Below are 22,183 nucleotides of genomic sequence, written 5' to 3' on the forward strand. Positions count from 1 at the left end.
CGACGGAGCTGCGTGGCGCGCTGCGATCTCGACGCCGTGCTGCGCCCGAGCAGCCACCGGGAGGTGGGGGGAGCGTCGACGGTCGCGGCAGTCGCGGTCGACTTGACCGGGAACATCCCCGTCAACGTGCCGGCAGTGCGGCGAAGCTGCGGAGGGCCGAGGTCGACGGCACACAGGTGGCACATGGGGCACCTGCGTGCCGTTCACTCCGCCCGCGGGTCACGCCCGACGCCGCGCGGCGCACCGGGGCCGCGCGCCCGCCCGCCCGCACGCCACCCCCAAACACGAACGGCCCGCCTTCGCAGGCGGGCCGTTCGGTGCAACATGATGCGGGAAGGACTACGCCTTGGCTGCCGCGCGCTTGCGCGCTGCCGGCTTGGCCGCGCCGCGGGGCGAGGTCAGGGCCTTCTTGACGTGGTACTTCGCGATGAACTTCTCGGTCGCGTCGCGCGCCTCGTCGTCGGGACGCTGCGTGTGCGGCGACTTCATCAGGTAGGACGACGGGCCGTCGAGCTGGCCGCCGACGCCGTGGTTGAGGGCGAGCTTGGCCAGGCGGACGGCGTCGATGACGATGCCGGCCGAGTTCGGCGAGTCCCAGACCTCGAGCTTGAGCTCGGCGGTCAGCGGCACGCCGCCGAAGGCCTCGCCCTCGAGGCGGATGTGCGCCCACTTGCGATCGGTGAGCCACGGCACGTAGTCCGACGGGCCGACGTGCACGTCGTCGGCCGGGAGGTCCAGGCCGGCGATCGACGTCACCGCGTTGGTCTTGGAGATCTTCTTGGACTCCAGGCGCTCGCGCTCGAGCATGTTGTAGAAGTCCATGTTGCCGCCGACGTTGAGCTGCGACGTCCGCTTGAGCTTGATGCCGCGCTCGTGGAACAGCCGCGCCAGCACGCGGTGCGTGATCGTGGCGCCGACCTGGGACTTGATGTCGTCGCCGATGATCGGGAGGCCGGCCTTCTTGAAGCGCTTGTCCCAGTAGTCCTCGCGGGCGATGAAGACCGGGATGCAGTTCACGAAGCCGCAACCGGCCTCGAGGATCTGCTCGACGTACCACTTGGTCGCCTGCTCGGAGCCGACCGGGAGGTAGGAGACGACGACGTCGGTGTGCGTCTCCTTGAGGATCTTGACGATGTCGGCGGTCTCGCCGGGCGCCTTGTCGATCTTCTGGGAGAGGTACTTGCCGAGGCCGTCGTGCGTCATGCCGCGGTAGACCGGGACGTCGAGCTTCTTCGGGACCTTGTTGGTGAACTTGATCGTGTCGTTCGGCTTGGCCCAGATCGCCTGCGCGAGGTCCTTGCCGACCTTCAGCTTGTTGATGTCGAAGGCGCAGGTGAACTCGATGTCGCGCGGGTGGTAGCCGCCGAGGTCGTTGTGCATCAGACCGGGGATGGTCTCGTTGCGCTCGTCGTCGGCGTAGTGGTAGACGCCCTGGACGAGGGAGTTCGCGCAGTTGCCGACGCCGATGATCGCGACGCGGACCTTGTCGCGCTGGTAGCGCGCGGAGCCGTTCGTCGCCGGGGCCGTAGCCGTCTTCTTCGGCGCGGTGATGCCGTTGGTGCCGTTGGTGCTCAAGAGGGAGTGCCTTTCCTAAGAAGTCAGGGATCAACTATCCCGACGCGGCGCTCCGGTTACAGGGCTGCCGGCTCGGTCAACGCCTTCCGAACGTGGAAGATCCGCTGCAGGACGGTGATCGTGCTGAGGCCCGCGAGGACGTACACGGCGGGTTCCAGCAACTCGAAGTCTGCCAGACCCGCGCCCTTGGCGAACAACAGGCCGATGCTGAGGATCACCACACGCACCGCGCGGGTCGCGATCCCGACCTTGCACTCGACGCCCAGCGCCTCGGCACGGGCCCGCGTGTAGGAGACCATCAGCGACGCCAGGACCGCCACGACGCAGGCCGCGACCGCGAACTGCATGTCGCGCGAGGCGAAGTACGCGGCGACCGTCGTCAGGACGACGCCCTCCTCGATGCGGTCCAGCGTGGAGTCCAGGAACGCGCCGAACGGCGAGCCCTTGCCCGACATGCGGGAGTAGCGGCCGTCGAGCGTGTCGCAGACGGAGCCGACGATGAACACCACGCCGGCGAGGAAGAACAGCCGCTGGGTGACGAGGGCGGCGGCGACGACGCACAGCACGAAGCCGGTGAGCGAGATGGCGTTGGGCGTGAGGCGCGACTCGATCAGGCGGTTGCGCACCAGCTCGCGCCGCTCGCGCGAAGAAGGAGTTGACATGGTGTCTGGGGGAAGGTTCTAGGCCGTGGCCTTGGCGGGCGTGAAGGCCCACGCTTCCGGGCGCTTCTGCGCGAGCCACTTGGCAGCGTAGAAGCTCAGCGCCGCGGTCGCTGCGCCGAGGACCGCGTCCATGACCCAGTGGTTGCCCGTGGAGACGACCACCCAGAACATGATCAGCGGGTACAGCGCCCAGAAGATCCGCAGCGAGCGCCACTTCACGAGCTGCGCCAGCGACCAGCCGATCAGCAGCGCGTTGCAGCAGTGCATCGACGGCACGGCGGCGTACGGGTTGAAGAGCGCGTTGACCTTGACGTCGTTGTGGTCGACGCCGGTGAAGGTCGAGACGGTGTCCTGGAAGCCGAGCTCCGGGAAGAACCGCGGCGGCGCCGTCGGGTACACCATGTAGCCGACCAGCGCGATCGCCATGCCGACGATGAACATGTTCCGCACGAAGTAGAAGCGCTCGTTGTGGAACAGGTAGATGTAGATCAGCGCGGCGAGGCAGACCGTGGTCTGGGCGTTGATGTAGATCCAGCTCGCGACATCGGTCGCGAAGCCCCAGCCGCCGCTCCACGTCTGGATCGTCGGCTCGATGAAGAGGCCGGTGGCCTGCTCGAGCGAGATCAGGTGGCGGGCGTGCTGGAACGCGGTTGACGCGCCCTGCGGGTCGTCGATCGCGCCACGGGTGAGACGGTACGCGTAGTACGCCGAGGCGAACAGGAGCACCTGGCGGATGACGTCGAACGGACCGTGGGGGAAGACCCGTTCCATGAGGCGTGAGGGGAGGCCGACCCGCATGGAATGGACCAGCCTATCGCGCCTCTCAGCCTCCGCGCAGTAGGGGTGCCCACACCTAACAGCCGCTAACCGGAACGCCGGGGTTCAGCTCGTGCAGCGCGGGGCGGTGGCGCGGACCCGGTCGAGCGCGAAGCCGGCGGAGATCCGGACGGGGCCCGGGCGGGTCAGCCGCAGGGCGGTCCAGTCGCCGTCCTTGACCACGCAGCCGGCGCCGCGGGTGAGGTGCCAATAGGGCGACCAGCGGACGCGCAGGTGGACGGTCGCGGAGGGGCGCGGCGAGATCAGGTCGACGCGGTCGGCGTCGATCGCGGTGACGCGCGCGCCGCCGTCGGCGAGCGCCGCCGGGCGGTCGACCGCGAAGACCTTCCAGTGCGGGTCATGCCAGACCTCGCGCAGGTACGGCGCGGCGCCGTCGCGGACGAGCTTGGCCTCCTCGGCGGCGGAGTAGTCCACCGGCGCGTCGGCGAGCGCGACGTAGCGGACGGCGTTCTCGTCCAGCCAGGCGCGGTAGCGGGCCGGCGTGAGCGGCCGGCCGTCGTAGAAGAGCCCGTTGACCTTGCGGTCCAACTGGCGCTCCCAGCCGCGCGCGAGCGGGACGGTCGGCGCGACGCGGGCCGACTCCCAGTGGTTGTCGGTGAACGGGATCTCGATCCGGAACGGGCCGTGCGCGGCCTGCTCGCCCTTGACGAACGTGAGCAGGCCGTCGTAGTAGGACGCGTGGACGGAGTCGTCGGAGCGCGCGCGCCACACGTCGTCGATCGGCGTCGCGACCTGCCAGTAGACGAGCGGCACGACGAGCAGCGCGAGCGCGCGGCGGCGGTCAGGCCACAGGGTCAGGGCGGCGAGCGGCCCGGCGAGGATCGCGCCGAGCCGGACGGCGTTGCCGCCCATCGGCGTCGACAGCGCCTCGCTGGCGAGCAGCAGCAGCGCGTAGAGGACCAGGCCGGCGCGCAGCGTGCGCGACGCGCTGCGCCACAGCACGGCGATCACGAGCAGCGTCCCGGCGAGCGTCGGCAGGAACGCGCTGAGCGTGAACGGGAACGAGCCGCCCTCGGGGAACAGGACGCTCAGCGCCAGCGCGGGGACGAGCGCGGCCGCGAGCAGCAGCGCGGTGGCGAGCGTCCGGCGCTGCGACCACCACCACGCGACCAGCGCGAGCGCCAGGAACGCGGCCGCGACGGGGCTGGCCAGCGCGCTCAGCGCGCCCGCGATCCCGCACCAGACGAGGCGGTCGCGCTTGAGCGCGAGCACCGCCAGCAGCGCCAGCGCCAGGCCGAGCGCGAACGTCAGCCGGCCGGTGACGAGCGAGACGAGCGTCGCGGTCGCGAACCAGTAGGACGCCGGCCGGGCGCCGCGCGCGTCGCCGACGATGCGCTCGAACGCCCAGGCGGAGACGACCGCGCTGATCGCGCCCACGAGCTGCGGCGACGTCCACGCCGCCAGCGGCGGGAACAGGATCGAGTAGGCCGGGTTGTGATGGCCCGCGTACCAGCCGTTGTCCCAGACCACGAACCCCGCGTGCTCGAACAGCCCGGTCCGGTAGGTCTGGGCGGCGAGGTCGGCCGACGGCGGGTCGACGATCAGGTAGATCGCCGCCAGGACGGCGGCGAGCACCCACGATGGCGGGAGGCGGCGGCTCACGAGCGAGCCGCCGAGACTACGAGCTGAAGTCCGCGGTGATCGCGTTGCCGCGCTGCCGGCCCATCGAGCCGTAGACGCGGCCGACGCCGACGCGGTGCAGCTTGCCGTTCATCAGGACCGCGCGATGCGGCGCCGACGTCAGCCACAGCTTGAGCAGGACCTTCGCGGTGACGTGCGAGCCGGTCGGCGCCCAGGCGAGCGTCTCGCCGTACTGGCGGCGCTTGCCGGCGCGGGCGAGACGCGTCGAGAACGACGAGCCGTCGAAGGAGGAGTGGCTGAGCGCGTCGTGCTTGAGCATCAGCGACGAGTGCCGGCGGGCGACCTTCGCCAGCGGCGCGGTCAGCTTGACGGTCGGGAGGTGGTGCGTCCGCCGGATGCGGTTGATCTCGCGGACGATCGCGATCTCGGCCGAGGTCGAGGCGGCGTACACGGGCGGGGGTGCAGCAACGGGCATGGGCGCAGACTCCGGGTCCGGGGATGATCGGATCGGGACGGGCAGTCCATGCCCTACAACAATTCGGTTCGACCGCTGCCACGGCCGGTTCTCGGTTCGGGAAGTGGCGGACATCCCCTGCCGAGGCGGGGGACCCTATCTCCCCGACAAGATCGACGCCCTGTCGCGACGGTGAAGAACTGCACGTCTCTTCCCAGGCTCGCCGGCGCGGGTAGCCTGGGCGGCCGATGCGGATCCTCTGCGTGGGAGAGGCGCTCGTCGACCTCGTCTGCGAACGCCCGGTGAGCTCGATCTCCGAGGCCGGCGCGTTCGTGCCGCACTTCGGCGGGGCGATCGCGAACGTCGCCGTGACCGCGGCGCGGCGCGGCGCCGACGTCGCGCTGGCCGGCGGCGTGGGCGCGGACGCCTGGGGCGGCTGGTTGGCCGAGCGGCTCGCGGCCGAGGGCGTCGACCTGACGTGGTTCGACCGGCGCGAGGACGTCGCGACGCCGGTCGCGTTCGTGACGGTCGACGCCGAGGCGCAGCCGTCGCTCACGCGCTACGGCACGGGATCGGCGGCGGCGATCACCGGGCTGGGCGACCGGCTCCTGGAGGCGGTCGACGCGTGCGACGCGCTGCTCCTGTCGTCCAACACGCTGGTGGGCGAGGAGGAGCGCGCGATGACGCTCGCCGCGCGCGACCGGGCGCTGCGCGACGGCAAGCCCGTGATCCTGGATCCCGACCTGCGCTTCGCGCGCTGGCGGTCGCGGTCGGCGGCGGTGGAGGTCGTCGGCCCGCTGGTCGAGCGCGCGTTCCTGGTGAAGTGCAGCGCCGACGAGGCGCTGGCGCTCACGGGCGAGCTCGACGTCGAGGCCGCGGCGCGGTCGCTGGTGGCCGCGGGCGCGGCGCACGTGGTCGTGACGCGCGGCGGCGACGGCGCGCTGCTGCGCGGCGGCGGGCTGGACCGCGACGTCAAGGGCGTGCCCGCCCGGCCGGTGGACGCCACGGGCGCCGGCGACGCCGTCACCGGCGTGCTGCTGGCCGCGCTCGCGCGCACCGGCTTCTACCCGGCGTCGATCGCGGCGATGCTGCCCGACGCGATGGCCGAGGGCGCACGGGCGACGGAGCGGTACGGGGCGCTTGCCTGACGTCGCGACGATCCGCCGTGACGTGTGGCGCCCGCCCACGCGGGCGCGGGTCGCCCGGATCCGGGAGAAGCTGCGCGACGTCTACGGCGTGCCGCTCGCGCCGCCCCACGCCGACCCGCTCGGCGAGCTGGTCCTCACCGTGCTCTCGCAGTCGACCAACGACCGCAACCGCGACGTCGCGTTCCTGCGGCTGCGCGAGCGGTTCGCGGCGTGGGACGCGGTGCGCGCCGCGCCGGTCGCCGAGGTCGAGGAGGCGATCCGGCCGGGCGGGATCTCCAAGGTCAAGTCCCGGCGGATCCACGACATCCTGGTCGCGATCGAGGACACCAACAAGGTCGCCGGCAGCCTGGACCTCGCCTGGATGCGCGACGCGCCGGTGCCCGAGTCGCGCGACTTCCTGTGCGCGCTGCCGGGCGTGGGGCGCAAGACCGCGGCGTGCGTCCTGCTGTTCTCCTACGGGTTGCGCGACATCCCGGTCGACACGCACGTCTCGCGCGTCGGGATGCGCCTGCACCTGCTGCGTCCGGGCGCGCCGTTCGACGAGCTGCACGACGCGATGCTCGCGCTCACGCCGCCCCGCGCGGAGCTCGAGCTCCACGTCAACCTGCTGCGCCATGGGCGCCGCACCTGCCACGCCCAGAGGCCCGCGTGCGGGGCTTGTACGTTGAGATCTTCATGTCCCGCGTTTCGCCAGGTCTATAGCCGATGACACCACCTGCGCCGGGCGGCGATGCGCCAACGCCGCGCGTAGCCCTCGCCACCTGCTCGTTCTTCCCAGACGGCGACGCCGACGACGCCGGCCTCCCGGACGCGATCGAGGGCGACGTCGCGTTCGCGATCTGGGACGACCCGGCGGTCGACTGGTCGATGTACGACCTGGTTGTCGTGCGGTCGACGTGGGACTACCAGGAGCGCCGCGAGGAGTACCTCGCCTGGGCGCGCGGGATCGGGGACCGGCTCGTCAACCCGCCGGCGATCCTGGAGTGGAACACCGACAAGCGCTACCTACGCGAGCTCGCCGACGCGGGTCTGCCGGTGGTGCCGACGGCGCTGGTCGAGCCGGGGGAGGCGTTCGTCGCGGCGGCCGCCGGCGACTACGTGGTCAAGCCGACCGTCAGCGCGGGGTCGCGCGACACGGCGCGGTTCGAGGGCGAGGACGACGCCGGGAGGGCGGCCGCGCTGGTGGCGGCGATCCACGCCAGCGGGCGCACCGCGATGGTCCAGCCCTACGTCGCCTCGGTCGACGCGCGCGGCGAGACCGCGCTGCTGTTCTTCGGCGGCACGTTCTCGCACGCGATCCACAAGGGGCCGCTGCTCGCGCGCGGCGCCGACCCGACGTCCGAGGTCTTCGCGGCCGAGACGATCGAGCCGCGCGCGGCGACCGCCGCCGAGCGCGCGCTGGGCGAGCGGATCGTGGCGCACATGGAGGACCGCTTCGGCGACGGGTCGCTGACCTACGCGCGGGTCGACGTGGTCGAGGACGCCGACGGCGCGCCGCTGCTGCTGGAGCTCGAGCTGACCGAGCCGTCGCTGTTCTTCGGCGGCGACCCTGGACGTCTGTCGGATTTTGCGGCCGCTCTGGGCCAACATCTACCTGCGCGCTGACTGCCTAGGCACACTGTCAGGTTCATGGAGCGTTGGAGTGGGAATGGGACCTCCGTCATGTCTGGCAGCGGTCCTCTCAAGCACGTGCGCGTGCTCGTCGCGCATCGCGACGCCAAGGTGTGCGCCGATGCCGACGCGCTGCTGACCGGCGTCGGCGCGCAGGTCGTGTCGTGCCACGAGCGCGTCGCGGCCGCCGAGGCGGTCCGGGCCGAGCGCCCGCACGTGGTGCTGCTCGACCACGCGCTGGACGGCGGCGGGCGCTTGCTGGTCCGCGACGTCGCCGGCGACCCGGAGCTGCTGGGCGTCGCCGTGGTGCTGCTGCACCCGGGCGCCGACGTGGAGGACGTGGTCGGAGCGCTGCGCGATGGCGCGGTCGACGTGTGGACGGGCGCGAGGGTCGCGCCCGAGCTGATCGCGCGGGTGCGCGTCGCCTACCGGTCGCGCCAGATGCTCGACCTCGCGCTGAGGCGGTACAACGACCTCGAGGACCTCGCCTACCGCGACGAGCTGACCGAGCTGCCCAACCGCCGCGGCGCCAGCCGGCAGATCGACGTCCTGATCAGCCGCGCGCGCCGGCATGGCCATCAACTCGCCCTGCTCCTGATCGACGCGGACCGCTTCAAGCTGGTCAACGACGAGCACGGCCACGCCGTCGGCGACATCGTCCTGCGCGAGCTGGCGTCGCGCCTGCGCGAGCGCGTGCGCCGGGAGGACGTCGTCGGCCGCTGGGGCGGCGAGGAGTTCGTGGTGGCGCTGCCTGAGACCACGCCGGACGGCGCCGCCGCCGTCGCCGAGTCGCTGCGCGACGCGATCGCCTGCACCCCGATCGCCGCCGACGACCAGGCGCTCGCCATGACCGTCAGCATCGGCGTCGCCGCCTGGACCGGCCAGGAGCTCGACGTCCTCGTCTCCCGCGCCGACCGCGCGCTCTACGCGGCCAAGGCCGCGGGCCGCGACCGCGTCGTCCTGGAACGCGCGGTCCGCGCGGCCTGAGCCACGCGCCCTCCGCCGCCCTCGGCACACGCGCCTCCGCTGCGGTGTGCGGCGCGACCGTCGCTGGCCGCGGTCGGCCGCCCCGTCTGCGCTCACCCTGTCGCGGCCCACGGTCAGCCGTCCAGCATTCCGGGCTGAGATCGAGGGGCGACAAAAATCTACTACACTGGCGCTCAGATCTTTCCGCAGGACCCGACCCGACAGGCAAAGGAGCCACACCCCGACATGGGCAAGACCATCGGCATCGACCTCGGCACGACGAACTCGTGCATGGCCGTCCTCGAAGGCGGCGAGCCGACCGTCATCGAGAACGCCGAGGGCGGGCGCACCACGCCGTCCGTGGTCGCCTTCGCGCAGAGCGGCGAGCGGCTCGTCGGCACCGTCGCCAAGCGGCAGGCCGTCACGAACCCGCAGAACACCGTCTTCTCGGTCAAGCGCTTCATGGGCCGCAAGGAGGCCGAGGTGCGCGAGGAGGAGTCGATCGTCCCTTACAAGGTCGTCGCCGGCCCCAACGGCGACGCGCGCATCGACGCGGGCGGCAAGCAGTACTCGCCGCCCGAGATCAGCGCGATGATCCTCGCCAAGCTGAAGGCCGACGCCGAGGCCTACCTCGGCGAGACGGTCGACGGCGCGGTCATCACCGTCCCCGCCTACTTCAACGACGACCAGCGCCAGGCGACCAAGGACGCCGGCAAGATCGCCGGCCTCGACGTCAAGCGCATCATCAACGAGCCGACGGCCGCGTCGCTGGCCTACGGCCTCGACAAGGACACCGACCAGACGATCCTCGTCTTCGACCTCGGCGGCGGCACGTTCGACGTGTCGGTGCTGGAGATCGGCGACGGCGTCTTCGAGGTCAAGTCCACCGCCGGTGACAACCATCTCGGCGGCGACAACTGGGACAAGGCGATCGTCGACTGGCTGGCCGGCGAGTTCAAGAAGGACCAGGCCATCGACCTGACCGCCGATCCCATGGCGCTCCAGCGGCTCTACGAGGCGGCCGAGAAGGCCAAGATCGAGCTGAGCACCGCGCAGGAGTCCCAGATCAACCTGCCGTTCATCACCGCCGACGGCAGCGGACCGAAGCACCTCGACGTCCGCATCACCCGCGCGAAGTTCAACGAGCTGACCGCGGCGCTGCTGGACCGCGTCGTGGTCCCGGTCCGCCAGGCGCTCGACGACGCCAAGGCCAAGGGCGCCGACAAGATCGACCACGTGGTCCTCGTCGGCGGCATGACCCGCAACCCGGCCGTGCAGGAGAAGGTCAAGGACCTCACGGGCCAGGAGCCGCACCGCGGCGTCAACCCGGACGAGGTCGTGGCCGTCGGCGCGGCGATCCAGGCCGGTGTCCTGGGCGGCGACGTCAAGGACGTGCTCCTGCTCGACGTGACCCCGCTGACGCTGGGCATCGAGACCAAGGGCGGCGTCATGACCAAGCTCATCGAGCGCAACACGACGATCCCGACCCGCAAGGGCGAGGTCTTCTCGACGGCCGAGGACAACCAGCCGTCGGTCGAGATCCACGTCCTGCAGGGCGAGCGCGAGATGGCCAACTACAACAAGTCGCTGGGCAAGTTCCAGCTGACGGGGATCCCGCCGGCCCCGCGCGGCATCCCGCAGATCGAGGTCACGTTCGACATCGACGCCAACGGCATCCTCGCCGTGTCCGCGAAGGACCTGGGCACCGGCAAGGAGCAGAAGATCGAGATCAAGGCGGGCTCCGGCCTGTCCGACGCCGAGATCAAGTCGATGGTCGGCGACGCCGAGACGCACGCCGAGGAGGACAAGAAGGCGCGCGAGCTGGCCGAGGCCCGCAACAACGCCGAGAACGCGGCCTACCAGGCCGAGCGGCAGCTGAAGGACCTGGGCGACCAGGTCGACCCGGAGTCCAAGACCGAGATCGAGGCCGCGATCACCGCGGTGCGCGAGTCGCTGACCTCGGAGGACCCGAACGAGATCAACGCCAAGGCCGAGGCGCTGCAGACCGCCTTCCACAAGGTCTCCGAGGCCATGTACGAGAAGGCCCAGCAGCAGCAGGCCGCCGCGGCCGACGATGCCGACGCCGGTGGCACCGGCAACGGCGCCAGCGCCGACGGGTCCTCGGAGGAGGACGTCGTCGACGCCGAGGTCGTGGACGAGGGCAAGTAGTCCATGAGCGAGGAGCGCGAGACGCGCGCCGCCCACGCTGACGAGGTCCAGGCGCCGGAGGAGACTCCGGCGCCCGAGGCCACGGCGCCGGTCGACGACGGCATCGAGGGGCTCGCGCAGGACGCGGCCGCCGAGGCGCCGGAGCCGGAGACGGCCGAGCCGGACTTCAAGGACCTGTACCTGCGGGCGGCGGCCGAGACGGACAACATCCGCAAGCGCGCGCGTCGCGACGTCGAGGTCGCAAGCGCCCGTGGCGTCGCGCGCCTGGCGCGCGAGCTGCTGCCGTCGCTGGACAACCTGGACCGGGCGCTGGCCGCGGCCGAGGCCGAGGAGGCCGCCGCCGAGCACGCGGCCAAGGCCGTCACCGGGGTGACGACAGAAGAGCACCACCTCACCAAGGGGATCCGCCTGGTGCAGCAGGAGCTGCTGGGTGCGCTGACGCGCGTCGGCATCGAGCAGTTCTCGCCCGTGGGCGAGACGTTCGACCCGCACCAGCACGAGGCCGTCGCGCAGGCGCCCGTCGAGGGCGCCGCGACCGGCACGGTCGCGCAGGTCTACCAGCCCGGGTACCGCTACAAGGAGGAGATCCTCCGTGCGGCCAAGGTCGTGGTAGCCGCATGACCGCCGGCGACCCCTACAAGATCCTTGGGGTCGATCGCAAGGCGTCCCAGGACGAGATCAAGAAGGCGCACCGCAAGCTGGTGCGCCAGCATCACCCGGACCACAACCCGGGTGATGCGGTCGCCGAGGAGAGGTTCAAGGAGATCCAGGCGGCCTATGACCTGATCGGGGACCCGGACAAGCGCAAGCAGTACGACCGCGGCGGCCTCTTCGGCATGGGCGGCGGCGCGGGTGGGGGCGCGGCCGGCGGCGGCGCGGGCGGAGGGTTCTCCGCGGGCGACTTCGGCGGCTTCCAGGACATCTTCAACAACATCTTCCGCGGCGAGGGCGGCGGGACCGCGGGTGGTGGACGGGCGCGCACGTCCGAGCCGCCGCGCGGCGGTCCGCGGCCGGAGCGCGGCAAGGACCTGGAGTCCTCGGTCGCGATCTCCTTCGAGCAGGCGATCACCGGCGCGCAGATCCCGCTGAGCGTCGCGACGACGCAGCCATGTCCTACATGTCGCGGCACCGGCGCCAAGCCGGGGACGTCGCCGCGCGTGTGCCCGAAGTGCAACGGGCGGGGCATCGAGTCCCAGGGCCAGGGGCTGTTCTCGATCTCGCAGCCGTGCTCGCGGTGCCACGGGTCGGGCGCGATCATCGACGACCCGTGCCCCACGTGCGCGGGCGCCGGCCAGCAGAAGACCGTCAAGAACTACAAGGTGAACATCCCGGCGGGGGTGCGCGAAGGCTCGCGCGTCCGGCTGGCGGGGAAGGGCGAGGCGGGCCGCAACGGCGGGCCGCCCGGCGACCTGTACGTCGTCACCCATGTCGCGCCGTCGCCGATCTTCGAGCGCAAGGGCGACAACCTCGAGGTCGAGGTCCCGCTGACGATCCCGGAGGCGATCCGCGGCGCCGACGTCGAGGTGCCGACGCTCAATGGGCGCAAGAAGCTGCGGGTCGCGCCCGGGACCAAGCACGGGACCGTGCAGCGGCTGCGCGGCGAGGGCCCGCCGAAGCTCGGAGCCGGTCCCACCCGCCGGGGCGACCTGCACTACAAGTTCGTCATCGACGTCCCGGCGACGCTCAGCGCCGAGCAGTCCGAGGCGGTCGAGAAGCTGTCCGAAGTGATGGGCGACGACCCGAGAGCGAGGCTGTTCTCATGAGGCGCACGACCCGGACGACCGTGACGGTGAGCAGCGACCGCGGGGTCTTCATGATCTCCGTGGCCGCCGAGCTGGCCGAGATGCACCCGCAGACGCTGCGGATGTACGAGCAGCGCGGCCTGATCGAGCCGAAGCGCTCCCCGAAGGGCACGCGGCTGTACTCGCACGAGGACGTCGAGCGCCTGCGGCGCATCCAGGAGATGACGAACGACCTCGGCCTCAACCTGGCCGGGGTCGAGCACGTCCTGCGCCTGGAGCAGGAGCTGGATCGCGCCCGCCGCCGCGTCGACGCGCTGGAGCGCCGGACGACCGAGCTCCAGGCCGAGATGACCGAGCAGATCGAAGCCGTCAAGCGCGAGCTGCGCGGCGGCGAGCTCGTACCGCTGAAGCACACCCGCGACATCGTGCCCCAGCACCGCATGCCTCCGGCCTCGCCGTCACCGGAGCCACCCCCGGGCCCTCGCCGGATCCCGGTGGAGCGCGACGGCGAGCAGCCGTCGCGCTGAGCGCCGGTCGCGCCGCCCGTAGGCGCTCTCTGCCACCCCCACCAACCCCTATAGATTCGCCCCGATGCGGTCGATCAGCCCGGGTGTGGTGAGCGCGTGGTCGCGAGGGCTGATGCTGGGCGTGTTGGTGGCGCTCGTCTCGGCGTCGGCCAGCATGGCGACCCCGGCCGCGAACGTGCTCACCCCGGCGCAGCGGCATGTCGCCGACGAGCTCGTCAGCATCTTCGAGAACAGCTCGCCGACCATCCGCTACGACTACATCGAGGATCTCCACGACGGCTGCGGGCTGACCGCGGGGCGGGCGGGGTTCTGCTCGGCGACGGGGGACATGCTGGAGACGGTCGAGGCCTACGCGCAGCGGCGGCCCGACAACGGGCTGGTCGCCTACCTGCCGGTGCTGCGCCGGCGCGCGGCCAGCGGCAGCGCCAGCACCGACGGGCTGGGCCGCCGGTTCGTCGCCGCCTGGCGCGCGGCGTCGCGCGACATGGCGTTCCGCGCGGCGCAGGACGACGTCGTCGACGAGCTGTACTTCGAGCCGGCCGCGGAGCGCGCGGCCGCCATCGGCCTGCGCACGCCGCTGGCCGTCGCGATCTTCTACGACACCGCCATCGAGCACGGCACCGCCCAGGACGCCGACGGGCTGCCGGCGCTCGTCGCGCGCACGCGGCGCCGCGCCCGTGGCCTGCCGGCGGCCCCCCACATCACCGAGCGCCGGTGGCTCATGACCTTCCTCGCCGTCCGCCGCGCCGACCTGCTCGCGCCGCACAACCGCGCGCGGCGCGTGGACTGGCCGGACTCCGTGGGCCGGGTCGACGCGCTCGCGCACCTGCTGCGCGCCGGGCACGCCGACCTGGAGCCGCCGCTCGCCGTCGACCCGTGGGGCGACAACGTGTTCACGCTCACGCGCTGAGCGTCACGTGCCGCGGGCCAGGATCAGCCCGCCGTCGACCGGCACGACGACGCCCGTCATGTAGGGGTTGGTCGCCGCGAAGACGATCGCCTGCGCGACGTCCTCGGCCGCCCCGACGCGGCCGGCCGGCACGGTCGCCGCGATGCCGTCGTGCGTGGCCGCGCGGGCCTCGGCGGGCATGGTCGACCACCACGGCGTGTCGATCACGCCGGGCGAGATCGCGTTGACGCGGCGCGGCGCGAGCTCGGTCGCCAGCGGGCCGATCGCGGACTCCAGCGCGCCGTTGAGCGCGGCCAGCCCCGTCGTCCCCGGCATCGCGGCGCGGGCCGACGTCGCGGTCACGAAGACGATCGCCGCGTCCTCGTTCAACTGCCCCAACAACGCCTGGAGCACCTCCAGCTGCGGCCAGAGCTTGCCGTCGAAGGCCGCGCGCAGCCGGCCGAGGTCCAACTCCGCGAACGGCCCGGCGCCCGAGGCGCCGCTCAACGCGAGGACCAGGACGTCGATCGTGCCCGCCGCGTCCGCCAGCGCCGCGCGGCCCGCCGGATCGCCCGCGTCCGCCACCAACCCGGACGCGCCCGAGCGCGCCGTCGAGGCCGCCAGCCGGTCAGCGTCGCGTCCCGTCACCAGGACCCGCGCGCCGAGCCCCACGAACGCCGCGGCGGCGGCCTCGCCGATGCCGGACGTCCCGCCCGCGATCACCACGCGCCGGCCGTCGAGGTCCGAACCTTGTCGAGTCGTCATGTCTCGACTGTAGCACCGTGTCGATACACTCCGTCTCGACTCCATGGCCGACCGCCCGCACACCGGTCCCAAGCGCAACGACCAGACGCGCCGGGCGATCCTCGCCGCCACCCAGCGCCTCCTGCGCGAGGACGGCTATCCCGCGCTGAGCATCGGCGCGATCGCGCGCGCCGCCGGCGTCGGGCGCCAGACGATCTACCGCTGGTGGCCGTCGAAGGCCGACGTCGTGCTGGAGGCGCTGATCGAGTGGGGCGCGGAGCAGGTCGCGATCCCGGTCGAGGGGCCGCTCCCGGATCGCCTGCGCGCGTTCCTGCGCGACACCTTCCGCGGCGCCAGCGACCCCGACGCTGCCGCGTTCCTCAAGGTCCTCGCCGCCGAGTCGCAGCGCGACCCCGAGTTCGGCGAGCGCTTCGGGGCGTTCCTCGCGGCGCGGCGCGCGGTCCTGGCGTCGGTCCTCGCGCCGGACGTCCCCGCCGAGCGCGTCCCGCTGCTCGTCGATCTGGTCTTCGGACTGCTCTGGTACCGGCTGATCGTCGGGACCGCGCCGCTGGACGACGCGGCCGCCGACGCGGTCGCCGGCCTGCTCGCCCGCGCCGCTGGGTAGGTTTCGTGGCGGATGCGGCCGCTGAACCTGGGGGAGACGCTCGACGCGTCGATCAAGATCGTACGCGCGCGGTGGAAGACGCTCGCGATGGTGATGGTCGTGATCGCGCTGCCGCTGGAGATCGCCTCGGTGCTGATCATCAGCTCGACGACCGACGTCTACCAGGCCGGCTCGAGCTTCTCGACGACCGAGGCCACCAAGACGACCTACTCCGACAGCGGCGCCTACGCCGCCGGGCAGGTCGCGGTCATCGCGCTCACGTTCCTCAGCTACCTGCTCGGGACCGTGGCCTGCTACCGCGCGGTGAGCGACACGTACCTGAACCGCGAGACGAGCGCGCGCGCCTCCCTGTCCTACGCGGCGGGCCGCCTCGGCGCGACGCTGTGGCTGACGATCGTCTTCGCGGTCGGCATCGTCGCCGGCTTCGTCGCGCTCATCCTGCCCGGCGTCTGGCTGTCGGTCGCGTGGTCGGTGGCGTTCCCGGTGATGCTGGTCGAGGGGACGGGAGGAGTGGGCGCGCTGAAGCGCTCGTTCCAGCTCACCGAAGGGCGCTGGTGGGCGACGCTCGGCCGGCTGGCCGTGGCCTACATCCTGGTCACCGTGCTCTCGCTGGTCGCGACCGCCGTGTTCCTCGTCCCGTCGGGCCTGCTCGTCGACGACACGTCGACCGGCGCGCTGCTGTTCGAGCACGCCGCGAACTTCGTGGTGTCGCTCGTCACGACGCCGTTCATCGCCGCGGTGACCACGTTGGTGTACTTCGACCTGCGCGTCCGCAAGGAGGGCTTCGACCTCGCGGTGCTCGCCGAGCGCATGGGCGGCGCGCCCGCCGCCGGCCCGGCGCCGCAGCAGCGCGACCCGTTCGGCCATCCGGTCGCGCCGGAGCAGGCGCCCGCGCCGGCGCCCGGATCGTTCGCGCCGCCCACGCCTCCCGCGCCGCCGCCCGCGACCCCCGGCGGCTGGGCGCCGCCGGTGGCCCCGCAGCCGCAGCGGCCCCCGGCCCCGGACGAGTGAGCGACGCGGCCCTGCGCGACCTCGCCGCCCGCGCGGCGAGCGGCGACGGCTCCGCCCGCGGGTCGCTGACCGGCGAGGCCCGCGCGCAGGCCCGCGACATCCTGGCCGAGGATCGCTTCCACGCCGGCAAGCACGGCGAGGGCCCGCTGCACGCGCTGTTCGTCCGGCTCGGCGACTGGCTCGAGGCGCTGGTGCACGCCATGCCCGGCGGCAGCGTCAGCGGCGGCGTCGTGTTGGGGTCCTTGGTCGCGCTCGCCGTGACGGTCGTCGCGCTGACGGTCACCGCCTGGTTCCGAGCCCGCGCCCGCCGGGCCGCGGCCGCCCGCGTCGCCGGCCCCGGCGACGTCCCGGGCGCCGCCGCCGCCGGGCCGGCCGAGCTGGAGCGCCAGGCGACCGCCGCCGAGCAGGCCGGCGACCACGACGCCGCGATCCGCCTGCGCTTCGCCGCCGGCCTGCTGCGTCTGGACGCCGCCCAGGCCATCGCGCTGCGCCCCTCGCTGACGTCGGGCGACGTCGGCCGCGCCCTGAAGTCCGACCGCTACGACGCGCTGGCCGACACGCACGACGCCGTCGCCTACGGCGGCCATCACGCCGGCGCCGACGAGGCCGCGGAGGCGCGCGCCGACTGGCCGGCGGTCGTCGGAGAGGCGCGCCGGCGATGACGCGCCCGACCGTCCTGGTCGCGGCTGGGATCGTCGCCTTCCTCGCGCTCGTGACCTTCCTCGGGCGGGCGCCGCAGCAGCCCTCCGGGCCCGCGTCGTCGTCCTACGCCACGACGCCGGACGGCCTCGCCGCCTACGCGTCGCTGCTCGAGCGCGCCGGCCACGACGTCCGGCGCGTGCGGGCGTCGCTCGACGACCGGCCGCCGGCGCGTGGCGAGGTGGTCGTGGTCGTGGACGGGCTCCCGCTCGCCGCCGAGCAGCGCGACGCGCTCCACGCCTTCGTCGCCGCCGGTGGCCACGCCGTCCTCGCCGGCACCGCCGCGACGACGCTCGGCGGCCGGCCGGCCGCCGGCCGGGACGTCGTCCAGCGCATCGGCCGCGGCACCGCGACGCTCGTCGCCCGCGCCGACCCGCTGCGCAACCGCGCGCTGGACCGCGACGACAACGCCGCCCGGGCCCTCGCGCTCGCGGGCGCGCCGGCGCGTCGCGTCGCGTTCGTGGAGTCGGTGCACGGCTACCACGACGCGCGCGGGCTCGCGGCGCTGCCCGACCGCGTCCAGACCTGCCTGTGGCTCCTCGGCGCCGCCGCGCTCGCGTTCCTGATCTGGCGTGGCCGGCGGCTCGGCCCGCCCGAGGGCCAGGCCCGCGTGCTGCCGCCACCGCGCCGCGCGCACGTCGAGGCCCTGGCCGCCGCGCTGGCCCGCACGCGCGACCGCGACACCCTGAAGACGACGCCCCCGAAGACGGAGACCGAACCGACATGAAGGACTTGCACGATCGCGTGGCGGCCGAGGTCCGGCGCGCCGTCGTCGGCCAGGACCATGCGCTCGGGCTGCTGCTCGCCGCCGCGGCGCTCGGCGGCCACGTCCTGCTCGAGGGCCCGCCCGGGACCGCCAAGACGCTGCTGGCCCGCGCGTTCGCGCGCGCGTTGGACACCACCTTCGGCCGCATCCAGTTCACGCCCGACATGTTGCCCTCCGACGTCACCGGCACGGTCGCGCTGCGGTCGGGCGACCTCCAGTTCCGCCCCGGCCCGATCTTCGCGTCCGTCGTCCTCGCCGACGAGGTCAACCGCACGCCGCCCAAGACGCAGGCCGCGTTGTTGGAGGCCATGGAGGAGCGCCAGGTCACGGTCGACGGCGAGCGCCATCCGCTGCCCGAGCCGTTCGTGGTGCTCGCGACCCAGAACCCGGTCGAGTACGAGGGCACCTACCCGCTGCCGGAGGCCCAGCTCGACCGCTTCCTGTTCCGGGCCGAGGTCGGCTACCCGAGCGAGGAGGACGAGCGCGCGCTGCTCAAGCTGGCGCGCCGCGGCCTGGCGCCGGCCGCGCTGGACGACGTCCGCGCGGTCGCCGGCCCTGACGACCTGCGCGCCGCCCGCGACGCCGTCGGCGCCGTCCGCGCGACCGACGCGGTCGAGGCGTTCGTCGTCGCGATCGCCCGCGCCACCCGCGACCTGCCCGGCGTGACGCTGGGCGCCAGCCCGCGCGCGGCCGTCCACCTGCTCGCCGCCGCCCGCGCGGCCGCGCTGCTGGCCGGGCGCGACTACGTCACCCCGGACGACGTCGTCCACATGGCCCGTCCGGTCCTCGCCCACCGCCTCGTCCTCGCGCCCGAGGCCGAGCTCGACCGGTTCACCGCCGCCGACGCCGTGGCCGCCGCGCTCGCCACGGTGCCGGTGCCGCGATGACCGCGGAGGGCTCCGCCGGGTGGCGCTGACCGCGCGCACCGTCGCCGCGCTCGTCGCGCTCGCGCTCGCCGCGCTGGTCCTGCCGGGCGCGGCGATCGCCGTCGCCGGCGCGGTCCTCGCCGGCCTCACGCTCGCCGACGCGCTGCTGGCCCGGCGCGCGCCGCGGGTCCGGCGCACGCTGCCGCGAGTGCTCTCGCGCGGCGTCGGCGTCCCGCTGCGCATCGCGCTCGAGGGCGACGACGCCGGCCCCACGCGCATCCGCCAGCCGCTGGTCCCCGACCTCGCGCTCGCCGACCAGGAGGCCACCGGCCGGGTCCTCGCCACGACGCTCACGCCCCGCCGCCGCGGCCGCCACACGCTGCCCGCCGTGGCGCTGCGCACCCGCGGGCCGCTCGGCCTCGGCGCCTGGCAGCACCGCGCCGCGGGCGACCTGGAGCTCACCGTCTACCCCGACCTCCCGTCCGCGCGCCGCCTCGCGCTCGCCGTCCGCGAGGGCCGCTTCCGCGATCCGGGCGTCCGCACGCGCGGGCCCGTCGGGCTCGGGACCGAGTTCGAGCGCGTGCGCGACTACCTGCCCGACGACGACATCCGCCAGGTCAACTGGCGCGCGACCGCCCGGCTCGGCCGGCCGATGAGCAACCAGCACCGCGTCGAGCAGGACCAGGAGATCGTCATCGTCCTCGACGTCGGCCGGCTCATGGCCGCGCCGCTGCGCGACCGCACCCGCTGCGACGAGGCGCTCGACGCCGCCACGGCGCTCGCGCTCGTCGCCGACGAGCTCGGCGACCGCTGCGGCGCGATCGCGTTCGACGACGCGGTCCGCCGCCGCGTCCGGCCCGGCCGCGCCAGCGGCGCCGACGTCGTGCGGGCCACCTTCGACCTCGAGCCCTCCGAGCGCGACGCCGACTACGAGCTGGCGTTCCGCACGATCGGCGGCGGCAAGCGCGCGCTCGTCGTCGTGCTCACCGACCTGCTGGACGCGGCGGCCGCCCGCGCGCTCGTCGACGCCGTCCCGGTCCTCACCCGCCGCCACGCGGTGCTCGTCGCCTCGGCGCGCGACCCGGACGTCGCGGCGATGGCCCAGGACCCGACCGACCCCTACGTCAACGTCGCCGCCCGCGACCTGCTCGCCGCCCGCACTCAGGCGGCGGCCGCCGTCCGCGGGGCGGGCGCCCAGGTCGTCGAGGCCGACCCCGGCCAGCTCGGCGCGGCCTGCGTACGGGCCTACTTGTACGCCAAGTCGCGCCGGCGGCTGTGACCGCGCCACAGCACGAGCGACCAGTACAACACGCCCAGGCCGACGCCGACCACGTACGGCCCCGCGCCGCCCCAGCCCGCCGGCGAGACGTAGCCCTCGACGACGCCCGCGACGACCAGCCACGGCGCCGTGCCGAGCACGATCGCCATCGCCGGCCGCGCCTGCGCCGCCAGCGCGTCCAGGCGCCGCAGCGGCCCCGGCGCCACCAGCGCCCAGCCGAGCCGCAGCCCCGCCGCACCCGCCACCACGATGCACGACAGCTCGAGCACGCCGTGAGCGACGACGAGCCGCGCGACCTGGTCGAGGTTCCCGTTGGCCGCCGCGACGCCGAGGACCGCCCCGAGGATCAGCCCGTTGTAGAGCAGCAGCACCCCGCCGCCGACCGCGAACAGCAGCCCCGCGGCGAACGCCTGGAACGTCACCTGGATGTTGTTGGTGAAGATCTCGCTCGAGAACGACGCCGACTGCGCGGTCGTCAACCCGCGCGAGCCGCGCGGCGGGTTCGCGCCGTCGATGAAGCTCCCGGGCACCAGGCCCGCCGCGGCGTCGGGGTCCACGACGCCCCAGACGAACGCGAACACCGCCCCGCCGACGAAGAGCGCGACCGCCACGGCGAGCGCGAGCCGGCGCTCGACGACGAGCCGCCAGTAGCCGTTGGTCAAGAAGTCGACAGGCGCGCGGCGCCGGCCGACGTCGGCGTAGACGACCGCGCGCGCCCGCACGACCAGCCCTTCCAGGCGCCCCGTCAGCGGGTCGCCCGGGAACAGCCGCCGGGCGAGCGCGAGGTCGGCCGCCGCGCCGCGGTACAGCGCGCCCAGCTCGAGCACGCCGGCGGCGCCCAGCCGCTCCGGCCGGCCGCCCGCGCGCCCGAGCGCGGCCTCCAACGCCTGCCAGCCGCCGGCGCGTTCGCGCTCGAACCGGTCGAGGGTCATGACCGTTCGCCTTCCCGGGTACCGTGCGCCACGAGATGGAGGACTACCAGGACCGGCTGCGGATCGCCACGCCCGAGGGCGTGACCGTCGACCTCGTCCTCGCCGGCCTCGGCTCGCGCTTCAGCGCCTCGCTCATCGATCTCACGTTCAAGAGCCTGCTGTTCGTCGCCGCGTTCCTGGTCGGCGCGGCGATCGGCGACTTCGGCATCGCCATCTACTCGATCACGACCTTCGCGATCTACTTCGGCTACGACGTCGCGTTCGAGGTCCTGGCCAACGGCCAGACGCCCGGCAAGCGCTGGACCGGCCTGCGCGTCCTGCGCGACGACGGGCGCCCGGTCGACCTGCTCTCCAGCTGCATCCGCAACGTCGTGCGCCTGATCGACGGGCTGCCGCTGAGCTACGTGCCGGCGATGGTCTCGATCCTCGCGACGAAGCGCAACCAGCGGCTCGGCGACCTGGCGGCCGGGACGATCGTCGTCCGCGAGCCGCGCCGGCGGGAGGCGGCGGGCGCGGGCTTCGTCGCGAGCGCGCCGGCGCCGGCGCCCACCTTCGGCGGCTTCGCCCTGCCGGCCGGCGTCGGCACGGCGCCGCTCACCGTTGCGACCGCCGGCCGCAACGGCGACGGCGGCGGCCCGCTCGACGTCTCGGCGGTCTCCGCCGACGACCTCGCCGCCGTCCGCGCCTTCCTGGACCGCCGCACCGACCTGCCCGCGGGCATCCGCGGCGACATCGCGCCGGATCGCCTCGGCGCTGGCGCCGCGCGTCGGCGGCGCCAGCGCCCGGCTGCACGACGAGGACCTCATCGAGGCCGTCGCCGCAGCCAAGGCGCGCGAGCGCTGAGCCTCGTGACCTACGTGTTCCCGGCCGTGGTCCCGTCGCCCTCCTCGGCCAACCGCTCGGCCTCCTGACGGCCCGGGTGGTCCTTGGGCAGGTCCTCGGGGATGATCTCGTCGTGCGCCTCGGGCGTGTCGCCGGCGTCGGTCTCGTCGTCGGGCGTCACCGGGCCCAGCGGCTCGTCGGCGTGCTCGTCGTGCGGCGAATGCTCGTCTTCGTTCATACCCCGGCGGTACCCGCGTTGACGGCCCGCGACCCCTTGC

General features: G+C 73.8%; 24 protein-coding genes. 16 read left to right on the forward strand and 8 right to left on the reverse strand.

All coding sequences use genetic code 11. The features are described 5' to 3' along the window. Positions 1 to 339: 339 nt before the first annotated feature. From DSM104299_RS01685 to DSM104299_RS01705, 5 genes are all read right to left on the reverse strand, one after another. The gene (locus DSM104299_RS01685) at positions 340 to 1,470 is read right to left on the reverse strand and encodes an inositol-3-phosphate synthase (protein ID WP_349294612.1); all 1,131 of its coding nucleotides are present in this window, start codon (positions 1,468 to 1,470) and stop codon (positions 340 to 342) included. Positions 1,471 to 1,631: 161 nt separating this feature from the next. Continuing rightward, positions 1,632 to 2,237 carry a CDP-alcohol phosphatidyltransferase family protein gene (locus DSM104299_RS01690; RefSeq protein WP_272475552.1) on the reverse strand — a complete coding sequence of 202 codons (606 nt, stop codon included), beginning with the start codon at positions 2,235 to 2,237 and terminating at the stop codon, positions 1,632 to 1,634. 18 nt (positions 2,238 to 2,255) lie between these two features. Further along, entirely contained in the window at positions 2,256 to 3,008 is a 753-nt protein-coding gene (locus DSM104299_RS01695) for a phosphatase PAP2 family protein (protein WP_272475553.1), read from the reverse strand. Between the two features lie 111 nt (positions 3,009 to 3,119). Then, the gene (locus tag DSM104299_RS01700) at positions 3,120 to 4,676 is read right to left on the reverse strand and encodes a hypothetical protein (RefSeq protein ID WP_272475554.1); all 1,557 of its coding nucleotides are present in this window, start codon (positions 4,674 to 4,676) and stop codon (positions 3,120 to 3,122) included. Positions 4,677 to 4,692: 16 nt separating this feature from the next. Next, the gene (locus tag DSM104299_RS01705; protein ID WP_272475555.1) at positions 4,693 to 5,130 is read right to left on the reverse strand and encodes a CAP domain-containing protein; all 438 of its coding nucleotides are present in this window, start codon (positions 5,128 to 5,130) and stop codon (positions 4,693 to 4,695) included. 227 nt (positions 5,131 to 5,357) lie between these two features. Here DSM104299_RS01705 and DSM104299_RS01710 point away from each other — a divergent pair, with 227 nt between their 5' ends. The 9 genes from DSM104299_RS01710 (at position 5,358) to DSM104299_RS01750 (ending at position 14,182) form a co-directional block, all read left to right on the forward strand. After that, a complete protein-coding gene (locus tag DSM104299_RS01710; RefSeq protein ID WP_272475556.1) occupies positions 5,358 to 6,257 on the forward strand; it encodes a carbohydrate kinase family protein in 900 nt (299 codons plus the stop codon). After that, positions 6,250 to 6,966: an endonuclease III domain-containing protein gene (locus tag DSM104299_RS01715; RefSeq protein ID WP_272475557.1), complete on the forward strand. Its 717-nt coding sequence runs from the start codon at positions 6,250 to 6,252 to the stop codon at positions 6,964 to 6,966. Before DSM104299_RS01710 ends, DSM104299_RS01715 begins: the two co-directional genes overlap by 8 nt. Then, positions 6,963 to 7,862 carry an ATP-grasp domain-containing protein gene (locus tag DSM104299_RS01720; protein ID WP_272475558.1) on the forward strand — a complete coding sequence of 300 codons (900 nt, stop codon included), beginning with the start codon at positions 6,963 to 6,965 and terminating at the stop codon, positions 7,860 to 7,862. The genes DSM104299_RS01715 and DSM104299_RS01720 overlap by 4 nt, the downstream gene beginning before the upstream one ends. A gap of 90 nt (positions 7,863 to 7,952) precedes the next feature. Next, positions 7,953 to 8,855, forward strand: a complete 903-nt coding sequence (locus DSM104299_RS01725) for a diguanylate cyclase (protein ID WP_272475559.1) — start codon at positions 7,953 to 7,955, stop codon at positions 8,853 to 8,855. Between the two features lie 177 nt (positions 8,856 to 9,032). Then, a complete protein-coding gene (gene dnaK / locus DSM104299_RS01730) occupies positions 9,033 to 11,003 on the forward strand; it encodes a molecular chaperone DnaK (protein ID WP_272478124.1) in 1,971 nt (656 codons plus the stop codon). A gap of 3 nt (positions 11,004 to 11,006) precedes the next feature. After that, complete coding sequence (locus tag DSM104299_RS01735; RefSeq protein WP_272475560.1) at positions 11,007 to 11,624, forward strand: nucleotide exchange factor GrpE; 618 nt, start codon at positions 11,007 to 11,009, stop codon at positions 11,622 to 11,624. After that, positions 11,621 to 12,766, forward strand: a complete 1,146-nt coding sequence (locus DSM104299_RS01740; RefSeq protein WP_272475561.1) for a J domain-containing protein — start codon at positions 11,621 to 11,623, stop codon at positions 12,764 to 12,766. The genes DSM104299_RS01735 and DSM104299_RS01740 overlap by 4 nt, the downstream gene beginning before the upstream one ends. Further along, positions 12,763 to 13,272: a heat shock protein transcriptional repressor HspR gene (locus DSM104299_RS01745; RefSeq protein ID WP_272475562.1), complete on the forward strand. Its 510-nt coding sequence runs from the start codon at positions 12,763 to 12,765 to the stop codon at positions 13,270 to 13,272. The genes DSM104299_RS01740 and DSM104299_RS01745 overlap by 4 nt, the downstream gene beginning before the upstream one ends. A gap of 64 nt (positions 13,273 to 13,336) precedes the next feature. Continuing rightward, positions 13,337 to 14,182: a chitosanase gene (locus DSM104299_RS01750; protein ID WP_272475563.1), complete on the forward strand. Its 846-nt coding sequence runs from the start codon at positions 13,337 to 13,339 to the stop codon at positions 14,180 to 14,182. A 3-nt stretch (positions 14,183 to 14,185) separates the two neighbouring features. On the opposite strand, the gene DSM104299_RS01755 is transcribed toward DSM104299_RS01750, so the two are convergent. Next, positions 14,186 to 14,926, reverse strand: a complete 741-nt coding sequence (locus DSM104299_RS01755; RefSeq protein ID WP_272475564.1) for an SDR family oxidoreductase — start codon at positions 14,924 to 14,926, stop codon at positions 14,186 to 14,188. A gap of 43 nt (positions 14,927 to 14,969) precedes the next feature. Here DSM104299_RS01755 and DSM104299_RS01760 point away from each other — a divergent pair, with 43 nt between their 5' ends. The 6 genes from DSM104299_RS01760 to DSM104299_RS01785 are packed head-to-tail and all read left to right on the forward strand — an operon-like array spanning position 14,970 to position 20,151. Beyond that, complete coding sequence (locus DSM104299_RS01760) at positions 14,970 to 15,530, forward strand: TetR/AcrR family transcriptional regulator (RefSeq protein ID WP_272475565.1); 561 nt, start codon at positions 14,970 to 14,972, stop codon at positions 15,528 to 15,530. A gap of 12 nt (positions 15,531 to 15,542) precedes the next feature. After that, positions 15,543 to 16,541, forward strand: coding sequence for a glycerophosphoryl diester phosphodiesterase membrane domain-containing protein (locus DSM104299_RS01765; RefSeq protein WP_272475566.1), 999 nt, complete (start codon positions 15,543 to 15,545; stop codon positions 16,539 to 16,541). Beyond that, on the forward strand, positions 16,538 to 17,203 hold the full coding sequence (locus DSM104299_RS01770; protein ID WP_272475567.1) for a DUF4129 domain-containing protein: 666 nt from the start codon (positions 16,538 to 16,540) through the stop codon (positions 17,201 to 17,203). The genes DSM104299_RS01765 and DSM104299_RS01770 overlap by 4 nt, the downstream gene beginning before the upstream one ends. After that, positions 17,200 to 17,967 (forward strand): DUF4350 domain-containing protein, encoded by a 768-nt coding sequence (locus DSM104299_RS01775; protein WP_272475568.1) that lies wholly within the window; start codon positions 17,200 to 17,202, stop codon positions 17,965 to 17,967. Before DSM104299_RS01770 ends, DSM104299_RS01775 begins: the two co-directional genes overlap by 4 nt. Then, complete coding sequence (locus DSM104299_RS01780) at positions 17,964 to 18,893, forward strand: AAA family ATPase (RefSeq protein WP_272475569.1); 930 nt, start codon at positions 17,964 to 17,966, stop codon at positions 18,891 to 18,893. The genes DSM104299_RS01775 and DSM104299_RS01780 overlap by 4 nt, the downstream gene beginning before the upstream one ends. 19 nt (positions 18,894 to 18,912) lie before the next feature. Next, positions 18,913 to 20,151 (forward strand): DUF58 domain-containing protein, encoded by a 1,239-nt coding sequence (locus DSM104299_RS01785; protein ID WP_272475570.1) that lies wholly within the window; start codon positions 18,913 to 18,915, stop codon positions 20,149 to 20,151. Here DSM104299_RS01785 and DSM104299_RS01790 read toward each other — a convergent pair. Next, on the reverse strand, positions 20,118 to 21,083 hold the full coding sequence (locus DSM104299_RS01790; protein ID WP_272475571.1) for a stage II sporulation protein M: 966 nt from the start codon (positions 21,081 to 21,083) through the stop codon (positions 20,118 to 20,120). The genes DSM104299_RS01785 and DSM104299_RS01790 overlap by 34 nt on opposite strands. 35 nt (positions 21,084 to 21,118) lie before the next feature. Here DSM104299_RS01790 and DSM104299_RS01795 point away from each other — a divergent pair, with 35 nt between their 5' ends. Further along, positions 21,119 to 21,994, forward strand: coding sequence for an RDD family protein (locus DSM104299_RS01795; RefSeq protein ID WP_272475572.1), 876 nt, complete (start codon positions 21,119 to 21,121; stop codon positions 21,992 to 21,994). Here DSM104299_RS01795 and DSM104299_RS01800 read toward each other — a convergent pair. Next, positions 21,937 to 22,143 (reverse strand): hypothetical protein, encoded by a 207-nt coding sequence (locus tag DSM104299_RS01800; protein WP_272475573.1) that lies wholly within the window; start codon positions 22,141 to 22,143, stop codon positions 21,937 to 21,939. The genes DSM104299_RS01795 and DSM104299_RS01800 overlap by 58 nt on opposite strands. Positions 22,144 to 22,183: the final 40 nt, after the last annotated feature.

Source organism: Baekduia alba (assembly GCF_028416635.1).
GTDB lineage: Bacteria > Actinomycetota > Thermoleophilia > Solirubrobacterales > Solirubrobacteraceae > Baekduia > Baekduia alba.

Coding starts and splice junctions, on each gene's coding strand:
- DSM104299_RS01690 (WP_272475552.1), bottom strand. CDS start 2,237: ATGTCAACTCCTTCTTCGCGCGAGCGGCGCGAGCTGGTGCGCAACCGC.
- DSM104299_RS01695 (WP_272475553.1), bottom strand. CDS start 3,008: ATGGAACGGGTCTTCCCCCACGGTCCGTTCGACGTCATCCGCCAGGTG.
- DSM104299_RS01705 (WP_272475555.1), bottom strand. CDS start 5,130: ATGCCCGTTGCTGCACCCCCGCCCGTGTACGCCGCCTCGACCTCGGCC.
- DSM104299_RS01710 (WP_272475556.1), top strand. CDS start 5,358: ATGCGGATCCTCTGCGTGGGAGAGGCGCTCGTCGACCTCGTCTGCGAA.
- DSM104299_RS01720 (WP_272475558.1), top strand. CDS start 6,963: ATGACACCACCTGCGCCGGGCGGCGATGCGCCAACGCCGCGCGTAGCC.
- DSM104299_RS01735 (WP_272475560.1), top strand. CDS start 11,007: ATGAGCGAGGAGCGCGAGACGCGCGCCGCCCACGCTGACGAGGTCCAG.
- DSM104299_RS01740 (WP_272475561.1), top strand. CDS start 11,621: ATGACCGCCGGCGACCCCTACAAGATCCTTGGGGTCGATCGCAAGGCG.
- DSM104299_RS01745 (WP_272475562.1), top strand. CDS start 12,763: ATGAGGCGCACGACCCGGACGACCGTGACGGTGAGCAGCGACCGCGGG.
- DSM104299_RS01750 (WP_272475563.1), top strand. CDS start 13,337: ATGCGGTCGATCAGCCCGGGTGTGGTGAGCGCGTGGTCGCGAGGGCTG.
- DSM104299_RS01755 (WP_272475564.1), bottom strand. CDS start 14,926: ATGACGACTCGACAAGGTTCGGACCTCGACGGCCGGCGCGTGGTGATC.
- DSM104299_RS01760 (WP_272475565.1), top strand. CDS start 14,970: ATGGCCGACCGCCCGCACACCGGTCCCAAGCGCAACGACCAGACGCGC.
- DSM104299_RS01765 (WP_272475566.1), top strand. CDS start 15,543: ATGCGGCCGCTGAACCTGGGGGAGACGCTCGACGCGTCGATCAAGATC.
- DSM104299_RS01775 (WP_272475568.1), top strand. CDS start 17,200: ATGACGCGCCCGACCGTCCTGGTCGCGGCTGGGATCGTCGCCTTCCTC.
- DSM104299_RS01780 (WP_272475569.1), top strand. CDS start 17,964: ATGAAGGACTTGCACGATCGCGTGGCGGCCGAGGTCCGGCGCGCCGTC.
- DSM104299_RS01790 (WP_272475571.1), bottom strand. CDS start 21,083: ATGACCCTCGACCGGTTCGAGCGCGAACGCGCCGGCGGCTGGCAGGCG.
- DSM104299_RS01795 (WP_272475572.1), top strand. CDS start 21,119: ATGGAGGACTACCAGGACCGGCTGCGGATCGCCACGCCCGAGGGCGTG.
- DSM104299_RS01800 (WP_272475573.1), bottom strand. CDS start 22,143: ATGAACGAAGACGAGCATTCGCCGCACGACGAGCACGCCGACGAGCCG.